Here is a 9,620-nt window from a genome sequence, read left to right on the forward strand (position 1 = left end):
CCGGTGAAGTCGTGATTCACCACCGACCACGCCGGATCCAGCTCCCCGTCCACCGCGATACCGCGGCGCACCACCATGTCCGGTCCGAGCGCGGGCAACACCGCGTCGTCGCGGCTGTTGGGGTGCGCGAGACGAGCGGTGGAGTCGAAATCGGCCCACGGCGATAACCTGCGAGACGGACATGCCGCGTATCGGACTCCGTCCTACGCCTCCCTTGTGACAGCGCAGTCACGTTGCCCTCCGCGGCACGCCCACGCAGACAGCTGACCACAAAGCAGCGAGATCGCAGCGAGATCACGGAAAAGGGACGGACGCGCGTGGACCTGTTCGAGTACCAGGCGAGGGACCTCTTCGCCAAGCACGGTGTACCGGTGCTGGCCGGTGAAGTCATCGACACGCCTGAGGCGGCGCGCCAGGCCACCGAGAAGCTGGGCGGCAAGTCGGTCGTCAAGGCACAGGTGAAGGTCGGTGGCCGCGGCAAGGCCGGCGGCGTGAAGCTGGCCGCCGACCCGGACGAGGCCGTCGCTCGTGCGACGGACATTCTCGGGATGGACATCAAGGGCCACACGGTCCACAAGGTGATGATCGCCGAGCTGTCCCCGGAGATCGAGGCGGAGTACTACGTCTCGTACCTCCTCGACCGCACCAACCGCACCTTCCTCGCCATGGCGTCGGTGCAGGGCGGCATGGACATCGAGGAGGTCGCGGAGAAGACCCCCGAGGCCCTCGCGAAGGTCCCGGTCAACGCCGTAGAGGGCGTGAACATCGAGAAGGCCCGCGAGATCGTGGCCCAGGCGAAGTTCCCGGCCGACGTGGCCGAGGGTGTCGCCGAGGCCATGGTGACCCTGTGGGACACCTTCGTCGCCGAGGACGCGCTCCTCGTCGAGGTGAACCCCCTCGTCAAGACCAAGGACGGCCGCATCCTGGCCCTGGACGGCAAGGTCTCGCTCGACGAGAACGCCGACTTCCGCCAGGCCGACCACGAGGCCCTCGAGGACAAGGACGCAGCCAACCCGCTCGAGGCTGCCGCCAAGGCCAAGAACCTCAACTACGTCAAGCTCGACGGCGAGGTCGGCATCATCGGCAACGGCGCGGGTCTCGTCATGAGCACCCTGGACGTCGTCGCGTACGCCGGTGAGGCGCACAACAACGTCAAGCCGGCCAACTTCCTCGACATCGGCGGCGGCGCTTCGGCCGAGGTCATGGCGAACGGCCTGGAGATCATCCTCGGCGACCCGGACGTCAAGTCCGTCTTCGTCAACGTCTTCGGCGGCATCACCGCCTGTGACGAGGTCGCCAACGGCATCGTCCAGGCGCTCGAGCTGCTCAAGTCCAAGGGCGAGGAAGTCACCAAGCCCCTGGTCGTGCGCCTCGACGGCAACAACGCGGAGCTGGGTCGCAAGATCCTGAGCGACGCCAACCACCCGCTCGTGCAGCGCGTGGACACCATGGACGGCGCGGCCGACAAGGCCGCCGAGCTCGCGGCCGCGAAGTAAGGGACGAGGGACAGAACAGCCATGGCTATCTTCCTCAACAAGGACAGCAAGGTCATCGTCCAGGGCATGACCGGTGCCACGGGCATGAAGCACACCAAGCTCATGCTGGGTGACGGCACCAACATCGTCGGCGGCGTGAACCCGCGCAAGGCCGGCACGTCCGTCGACTTCGACGGCACCGAGGTACCGGTCTTCGGCACCGTCGCCGAGGCGATGGAGAAGACGGGCGCCAACGTCTCCGTCCTCTTCGTGCCGCCGGCCTTCTCCAAGGCCGCCGTCGTCGAGGCGATCGACGCCGAGATCCCCCTCGCCGTCGTCATCACCGAGGGCATCGCCGTCCACGACTCCGCCGCCTTCTGGGCGTACGCGAAGTCGAAGGGCAACAAGACCCGCATCATCGGCCCGAACTGCCCCGGTCTCATCACCCCGGGCCAGTCGAACGCCGGCATCATCCCGGGCGACATCACGAAGCCGGGCCGCATCGGCCTGGTCTCGAAGTCCGGCACGCTGACGTACCAGATGATGTACGAGCTCCGTGACATCGGCTTCTCGTCCGCCGTCGGCATCGGTGGCGACCCGGTCATCGGCACGACGCACATCGACGCCCTCGAGGCGTTCGAGGCCGACCCCGACACCGACCTGATCGTCATGATCGGTGAGATCGGCGGTGACGCTGAGGAGCGTGCGGCGGACTACATCAAGGCCAACGTGACGAAGCCGGTCGTCGGCTACGTCGCCGGCTTCACCGCGCCCGAGGGCAAGACCATGGGCCACGCCGGCGCCATCGTCTCCGGCTCCTCCGGCACGGCGGCCGCCAAGAAGGAAGCGCTCGAGGCCGCGGGCGTCAAGGTCGGCAAGACGCCGACCGAGACGGCGAAGCTCGCCAGGGCGATCCTGGCCGGCTGAAGCCTGACCTGAGCTGTTGAAGGTGGGCCCGCATCTCGCTTGCGTGAGATGCGGGCCCACCTTTGTCATCTCGGCAGCGGTGTCAGTCTCTCCGGGCCGTTCGACAGGTTCTCGCTGAGCTTCCTGTGGAGGATCTGGTCCTGGTACGTCATGCTGCCGGGGCCCATTCTCGGGGGGACTCCGCTGATGGCCTTGCCGGGGGCCCGTGGCGGTTCGTAGTGCGTGGGGGCCGTTCTCAGGGTGAGGGCCGTCGCGCCGACGATCAGGGCCGTGAAGGCGATCGCCGCGCGGGTCCAGAAGCGGGCGCGCTGCTCGCTCCCGGTGCGTACCCGGCCGGGGTTCGGGGGCCGCAGCTTCTCCGCGCCGCAGAGTTCGCCCAGGCGTTGGTGCAGTGCGTCGGGCGTGGCCGCCTGTTCGGGGAGCTTCTCGGCGACGACCTCGCGGGCGTTCAGCAGCCGGTTGGCCGTCGCGGGCGTGCTCGCCTCCGTCTCGGCCGCCGTCTCGGGCAGGTCGAGGCCGACGCCGTCGTAGAGCAGCAGGGTGCGGCGCTGCGCGGGCGGCAGGCTCATCAGGAGCTTGAGGAAGGCGCGGTCGTCCGGCGCGGCGGGCGGGGCGTCCGGGTGCCGGAGTGCGGGGCGCAGCCGGTGCCAGGGGGACATCGCGTACTCGTACGCCGCCGCGCGCACCCAGCTCTCGGGGTCGCGGTCGACGGCGACCTCGGGCCAGCGCTGCCAGGCGAGCTGGAAGGCGCGCTCCACGGATTCCTGGGCGAGGGTGCGGCGCCCGGTGAGGAGATAGGTCTGGCGTACGAGGCCGGGGGCGCAGGCCGAGCAGAGGGCGTCGAAGGCTTCGGCGGGGGTCGCCGAGGCGGCGGCGGGCCCGGACGTCTCGGTCTCCGGCCCGGCGGTCTGTCCGGCGGTCTGTCCGGCGGTCTGCCCGGCGACCTGTCCCGCGGCCTGAACGACAGCCGTCGTCGGGACCCGCCCGGCAGACACGTCAGTCCCAGGAGCCCCAGCAGTCTCAGCAGCCCCGCCAGACACGCCAGGCTCAGGCAGGGTGTGGCCGTTCATCGCGGCGCCGACCGGGATGCGCGCGGGGGATTTGCCGCCCTTGGTGTCGAGGGCGGGCGGCAGATCGTCGGTCCAGCTGTTCCGCCGGGTCGAACGTTTGCCCGCGAGGGTCAGTTCGTTCGCGATCTCGGCAAGCAGCTCCGCGTAGGCCGTCCGTCTGCGGCCGCGCGGCGTCGAGCGGCCCGACTCCCAGGAGCGGACCGTCTCCCGTGAGACGCCCACCTTCGCGGCGATCTCGGCCTGGCTGAGGGACTTCGCCGCGCGCAGCCGCCGCCGTTCCTTGGGGGGTGGCAGCGGAGGGGGTCCCGCCTGGGGAAGGGGAGTCGAGCGCTTGGGGGCGGCAGGGCTCTGGGTCATGTGGGACTCTCCGCGCCGTGGGCCATGGGCCTTCGTGCGGCGGGCGGCCGGGCGTGACTGACCCGTCGTACGAAAAAGTACATAAACGTATATTGAGCGACACATCCGATATTCGCTTGTTACGGGGAGAAAGCGCGTGTCGTTGGGAGCATGGCGGCGTGACTCAAATCACCGACCGCAGCTCACCGTTGCCGCCCCTGGGGCCACTGATCGAGCGGGTACGCGACCGCTCACCCGGACTGGCGACCTGCCTCTTCGGCGGGGCCGTCGCGGCGGGGCTCGGGCTCGGCTCGTGTGCCGTCCTGGTGATGGTCCTCTGGATCAGCTCGCCCTATCCGGACAGCGGGCCCAGCGGGGCGCTGCATGTCGCCGCCGCGGTGTGGCTGCTCGCCCACGGCACGGAGCTGATCAGGACGGACACGCTCACCGGGGGGCCGGTGCCGCTGGGCGTCACGCCCATGCTCCTGATGGCCCTGCCTGGCTGGCTCGCGCACCGGGCGGCGCGGGACGCGGCGGATCCGCAGGAGCGGGGGATGGCGCCGCGGACCGCGTGGTGCGGGGTCGTCGGCGGCTATCTCCTGGTCGGCGTCGCCGCGACGCTTTACGCGGCCGGTGGTGAGCTGCGGCCTTTGTGGCCGAGCGTGGTGCTGCATCTGCCGCTGCTCGTGGGGGCCGCGGCGGCGGTGGGGGTCTGGTCGGCGGTCGGCCGGCCGGGCGGGCCGCTGCCTCTCCTGGTGCGGGTCGTTCTGCGCGCGCTGCCGGCGGCCGTACGTCCCTTCTTCGTACGCCGATACGTCCGCGCCGTCACGCGGGCCGGAGCGGCGGGGGCGGTGGTGCTTGCCGGCGGGGGAGCGCTGCTGGTGGCGTTCTCCCTCGTGCTGCACGGCGGAGTGGTGCGAGCGTCGTTCGCGCAGGTCACGGACGTGTGGTCGGGGCGGTTCGCGGTGCTGCTGCTCGCCATGGCGCTGGTGCCGAACGCGGCGGTGTGGGGCGCGGCGTTCAGCCTGGGCCCCGGTTTCACGCTGGGTGCCGGGAGCGCGGTGGGGCCGCTGGCCGTGACCGCGGGGCCGCTGCTGCCCGCGTTCCCGCTGCTCGCGGCGGTTCCGGAGCCGGGGCCGGGGTCGCCGTTGACGTGGGCGGCGGGGGCGGTGCCGCTGACCGCGGGGATCGCCGTCGGGTGGTTCACGGCGAGGGCGGCGGCGCCTGCCTCCGGTCGGCGCGACCGGGCGTGGACGCGGAGGCGTACGGCGCTGGTGGCTGTGGTGGCTGCGGCGCTGTGCGGGGTCATTCTGGCGGTGCTCGCGGCGCTGGCGGGCGGGCCGCTGGGCGTTGCCGCCCTGGCTGACTTCGGGCCCGCGTGGTGGCTGACGGGGCCTGCGGCGCTGGGGTGGACGGGGGCGGTGGGGGTGCCGGGCGCTCTTCTCGGCCGGGCGTGGCGCGTGCGGCCCCGCCGGGTGAAGCCGCCCCGGCCTCCGCGGCTCAAGAAGCGTCGCGCGAAGCCGCCTCGCGCGAAGCAGCCGGGAGGTGTGCTGCGCCGCCTCACGCTGCGCAGGGCTGCCCCTGCGGCCACGGAACCCGGGGTGACGGAATCCGGGGTGACCCCGCCCGAAGCCGCGTCGCCCGAAGCCGCGGCGCCCAAGGCGCGTCGGGCCTGGCTCAGGCTGCCGAAGCCGCGCGTCCCCCGGCTGCGGGGCCTGCGCCGCAGTCGCCAGGACCCGCCGCCCCCGGCGCCTTCGGACGCCGAGCCGTTCGAGCCGTACGACTTCCTGCCGGACGCGCCGGCGGTGGACACGGCGGACTGGGGCGTCGCGGACTGGCACGACGAGGCATCCCGCGAAACCCGCTGGGCGGCCCTGCGCGAAGCCACCACCAAGGACCACCCACCAACCCCCTGAAACCCAGCACCCCACCTGCCCGACCCCCGACCTTGCACCGCCCGACCGGCCCACGGCCTTGCGCGACCTCGCCGGGGGCGGGGCTACGGCTTTGCGCTGCCTGGCTGGGTCCTCGCTTTGCGCTGCCGGGCCGGTCCACGGTCTTGCGTGGCCTTGTCGGGGGCGGGGCTACGGCCTTGCGCTGCCTGGCTGGGTCCTCGCCTTGCGCTGCCGGGCCGGTCTACGGCCTTGCGCGTCCTCGCCGAGGGCGGGGCTACGGCCTTGCGCTGCCGGGCCAGACCACGGCCCTGCGCTGTCTGGCTAGATCACGGCACTGAGCTGTATGGCCGGTCCGCGGCCCCGAGCTGCCCCGACGGGCCCTGCCTTGCACTGTCGGGCTAGACCGCACCCCCGCGCCGACCCGCCCCCGCCGAGCAAGACCAACGCGGTGCGGGGCAAGGCCCAGCGCCAAGCACCCCTCAGCGCCAGGCACCCCCAGCGCCAAGCACCCCTCAGCACCAAGCCCCACCCAGCAGCCGGCAGCCAGGCCTAGTCCCGCTCGCTCAGAAGCGGGCGCAGTTGCTTGGGCAGGTGGTTTTCGCATTCCTGTTGTGACTGGCTCGTGAGGGCGTCGCTCACGCAGGTGTAGTAGTCGCGGTACACCAGCTGCGCGGCGAACGTCGCTGCCACCATCGCAAGGGCCAGCGACGCCGTCACCAGGCCGCTGATCGCCGCCGTACGCTGCGGCTTCGCGCTCGCGGGGTCGGCCGCGGGCTGCTGCGCGGCCGGTGCCGTCGGGTCCGGCTGCTTCGGCTTCGCCCGCAGCGAGCTGATGCCCCAGTTCAGCGCGAGCGCGCCCAGGAGCAGGGCCACGTACCGCCAGCCGAAGAGCGCGAAGAAGAACGCCCACATGCCGGAGAGCAGGGCGTACCGCGCGCGGCGCTGGGCCGGGTCGGTCGGGTCCCAGCGCATCCCGCCGCCGGGCCCGGAGCCGGAGCCGGACGGCCCGTCGGGGCCCTGCTGGCCGGGCCGCTCGCCGAAGCCGCCGCCCTGGGAGCGTCCCGGCTGCCGGTCGCTCCATTGGCTGCCCCAGGGGGAACGCCCCTGGTCCTGCGAGCCGTCGCCGTCGCCGCCATTGCCGGGACGGGGCCGCCACGGCTGGTCAGGCGTGCCCTCCGGCGGCGGCGCGAAGGGATTGTCGTCCTTCTTCCCGGAGTCCCCGGACTTGCCGGAGGCCCCGGACTTCCCGGAGGCCCCGGAATCGCCCGAGTCCGGGGAGGAACCCTGCGGAGGGGACGACGGGCGGCCGTCGCGCAGCAGCGTCGAGCCGCGCTCCCCTCCGTGCGTCAACCCGAACGCGAAGGACAGCGGGAGGCGGAGGCTACGGTCCGGCATCAGGTGTGCGTCTTCCCCTTGGTCGAGCGAGCTTCTTGACGGCGTCCGGGACGGTGCGCTGGACGGTGTGACGTCATGTGACGTCTTGGTGCAGACGCTACCTTCCGGCCGCGCCCCCGTCCCGTGAGGGGCCGCACCGTGTGCCGGTATCGTTGCTGACGGTCGGCCGCTTCGTAGAGTTCCCCGTATCGCGAGGCACGAAGCTTTTGTACGACCGTACAAAGACGCGACCGTACAAACACGCACCTCCCGAGAAAGGGCCCCGCTGTGGCCAAGAGCCCTGTGGCCAAGCGCCTCGTCGTGCTGGTCTCCGGATCAGGTACGAATCTGCAGGCTCTGCTCGACAAGATCGCGACGGACGGCGCGGCGGGCTACGGCGCCGAGATCGTCGCGGTCGGCGCCGACCGCGACGGCATCGTCGGGCTCGAGCGCGCCGAGAGCGCCGGGATTCCCACCTTCGTCTGCCGGGTGAAGGACCACGCGACGCGTGACGAGTGGGACGCGGCACTCGCCGAGGCGACCGCCTCGTACGCGCCCGATCTGGTCGTATCGGCCGGGTTCATGAAGATCGTGGGGAAGAAATTCCTCGCACTGTTCGGCGGCCGGTTCGTCAATACGCACCCCGCCCTGCTGCCCAGCTTCCCGGGGGCCCACGGTGTGCGCGACGCGCTCGCGTACGGCGCGAAGGTCACGGGATGCACCGTCCACTTCGTCGACGACGGCGTCGACACCGGCCCGGTCATCGCCCAGGGCGTGGTTCCGGTCGGGGATGAGGACGACGAGAGCGCTCTGCACGAGCGCATCAAGGAAGTCGAGCGAAGGCTGCTCGTCGATGTCGTGGGGCGTCTGGCCCGTAACGGCTACCGCATTGAGGGACGAAAGGTACTTATCCCGTGACCGCCGAAGGTACGCACGCCTCGCAGCGCCCCATCAAGCGCGCGCTCATCAGCGTCTATGACAAGACCGGGCTCGAGGAGCTCGCGCGAGGGCTGCACGAGGCCGGCGTCGAGCTCGTCTCGACCGGCTCGACCGCCGCGAAGATCGCCGCCGCCGGGGTGCCCGTCACCAAGGTCGAGGAGCTCACCGAATTCCCCGAGTGCCTGGACGGCCGGGTCAAGACGCTGCACCCGCGCGTGCACGCCGGGATCCTCGCCGACCTGCGCCTTGCGGACCACCAGCGCCAGCTCGCCGACCTCGGCATCGAGCCGTTCCAGCTGGTCGTCGTGAACCTCTACCCCTTCAAGGCGACCGTCGCATCGGGCGCGACGCCCGACGAGTGCGTGGAGCAGATCGACATCGGCGGCCCCTCGATGGTCCGCGCCGCCGCCAAGAACCACCCCTCGGTGTCGGTCATCACCAGCCCCGACCGGTACGCCGACGTGCTCGCCGCGGCCCGCACCGGCGGTTTCGACCTGACCGCGCGCAAGCGCCTGGCCGCCGAAGCGTTCCGCCACACCGCCGAGTACGACCTCGCGGTCGCCTCGTGGTTCGCGGACGACTACGCGTCGGACGGCACGGACTTCCCCGAGTTCATCGGCAGCGCGTACGCCCGCAAGAACGTCCTGCGCTATGGCGAGAACCCGCACCAGGGCGCCGCCCTCTACGTCGACGGCAATGGCGGCCTCGCCGAGGCCGAGCAGCTGCACGGCAAGGAGATGTCGTACAACAACTTCACGGACACGGACGCCGCGCGCCGTGCCGCGTACGACCACGACGACCCCTGCGTCGCGATCATCAAGCACGCCAACCCCTGCGGCATCGCGATCGGTTCGAACGTCGCCGAGGCGCACCGCAAGGCGCACGCCTGTGACCCGCTCTCCGCGTTCGGCGGCGTGATCGCCGTCAACCGCCCGGTCTCCAAGGAGATGGCGGAGCAGGTCGCCGACATCTTCACCGAGGTCATCGTCGCGCCCGACTACGAGGACGGCGCCCTCGAAGCCCTCACCAAGAAGAAGAACATCCGCGTCCTGCGCGCCCATCAGGCGCCGGCGGGCACGGTCGAGGTCAAGCAGATCGACGGCGGCGCGCTGCTCCAGGTCACCGACCGGCTCCAGGCCGACGGCGACAACCCCGCCAACTGGACGCTGGCCACGGGCGATGCACTGAACGCGGGCGAGCTCGCCGAGCTGGCCTTCGCCTGGAAGGCGTCCCGCGCGGTGAAGTCCAACGCGATCCTGCTCGCCAAGGACGGTGCCTCGGTCGGCGTCGGCATGGGCCAGGTCAACCGCGTGGACTCCGCGAAGCTCGCCGTCGAGCGGGCGGGCGAGGAGCGGGCGCGCGGCGCGTACGCCGCGTCGGACGCGTTCTTCCCGTTCCCCGACGGGCTGGAGATCCTGACGGCCGCGGGCGTCAAGGCCGTGGTGCAGCCGGGCGGTTCGGTCCGTGACGAGCTGGTCGTCGAGGCCGCGAAGAAGGCCGGAGTGACGATGTACTTCACCGGTACGCGGCACTTCTTCCACTGAGCGGACCACTCGGCTGAGCGGACCACTCGGCAAAAACCCGCGGGCCGTGCCTCCTTCGTC

General features: G+C 71.7%; 7 protein-coding genes. 5 read left to right on the forward strand and 2 right to left on the reverse strand.

From position 1 onward, the window contains the following. Positions 1-317 precede the first annotated feature (317 nt). A complete protein-coding gene (gene sucC, locus ACQKIP_RS30575; RefSeq protein WP_365862609.1) occupies positions 318-1,496 on the forward strand; it encodes an ADP-forming succinate--CoA ligase subunit beta in 1,179 nt (392 codons plus the stop codon). 21 nt (positions 1,497-1,517) lie between these two features. Next, positions 1,518-2,402 (forward strand): succinate--CoA ligase subunit alpha, encoded by an 885-nt coding sequence (sucD, locus tag ACQKIP_RS30580; RefSeq protein WP_365862608.1) that lies wholly within the window; start codon positions 1,518-1,520, stop codon positions 2,400-2,402. Between the two features lie 65 nt (positions 2,403-2,467). On the opposite strand, the gene ACQKIP_RS30585 is transcribed toward sucD, so the two are convergent. Beyond that, complete coding sequence (locus ACQKIP_RS30585; RefSeq protein WP_365862606.1) at positions 2,468-3,829, reverse strand: helix-turn-helix domain-containing protein; 1,362 nt, start codon at positions 3,827-3,829, stop codon at positions 2,468-2,470. A 158-nt stretch (positions 3,830-3,987) separates the two neighbouring features. Between ACQKIP_RS30585 and ACQKIP_RS30590 the strand changes: the two genes are divergently transcribed. Further along, complete coding sequence (locus ACQKIP_RS30590; RefSeq protein WP_365862604.1) at positions 3,988-5,724, forward strand: cell division protein PerM; 1,737 nt, start codon at positions 3,988-3,990, stop codon at positions 5,722-5,724. 528 nt (positions 5,725-6,252) lie between these two features. Here the strand turns inward: ACQKIP_RS30590 and ACQKIP_RS30595 are convergent. Next, on the reverse strand, positions 6,253-7,098 hold the full coding sequence (locus tag ACQKIP_RS30595; protein ID WP_365862602.1) for a hypothetical protein: 846 nt from the start codon (positions 7,096-7,098) through the stop codon (positions 6,253-6,255). A 267-nt stretch (positions 7,099-7,365) separates the two neighbouring features. On the opposite strand from ACQKIP_RS30595, the gene purN reads away from it, so the two are divergent. Both purN and purH read left to right on the forward strand, forming a co-directional pair. Further along, a complete protein-coding gene (purN, locus tag ACQKIP_RS30600; protein ID WP_365862600.1) occupies positions 7,366-7,995 on the forward strand; it encodes a phosphoribosylglycinamide formyltransferase in 630 nt (209 codons plus the stop codon). Continuing rightward, positions 7,992-9,560 (forward strand): bifunctional phosphoribosylaminoimidazolecarboxamide formyltransferase/IMP cyclohydrolase, encoded by a 1,569-nt coding sequence (gene purH, locus ACQKIP_RS30605; protein ID WP_365862598.1) that lies wholly within the window; start codon positions 7,992-7,994, stop codon positions 9,558-9,560. Before purN ends, purH begins: the two co-directional genes overlap by 4 nt. Positions 9,561-9,620: the final 60 nt, after the last annotated feature.

It is taken from the genome of Streptomyces sp. NPDC059900, from assembly GCF_050270335.1.
In the GTDB taxonomy this organism is placed as follows: domain Bacteria; phylum Actinomycetota; class Actinomycetes; order Streptomycetales; family Streptomycetaceae; genus Streptomyces.

Coding starts and splice junctions, on each gene's coding strand:
- ACQKIP_RS30595 (WP_365862602.1), bottom strand. CDS start 7,098: ATGCCGGACCGTAGCCTCCGCCTCCCGCTGTCCTTCGCGTTCGGGTTG.
- ACQKIP_RS30585 (WP_365862606.1), bottom strand. CDS start 3,829: ATGACCCAGAGCCCTGCCGCCCCCAAGCGCTCGACTCCCCTTCCCCAG.
- sucD (WP_365862608.1), top strand. CDS start 1,518: ATGGCTATCTTCCTCAACAAGGACAGCAAGGTCATCGTCCAGGGCATG.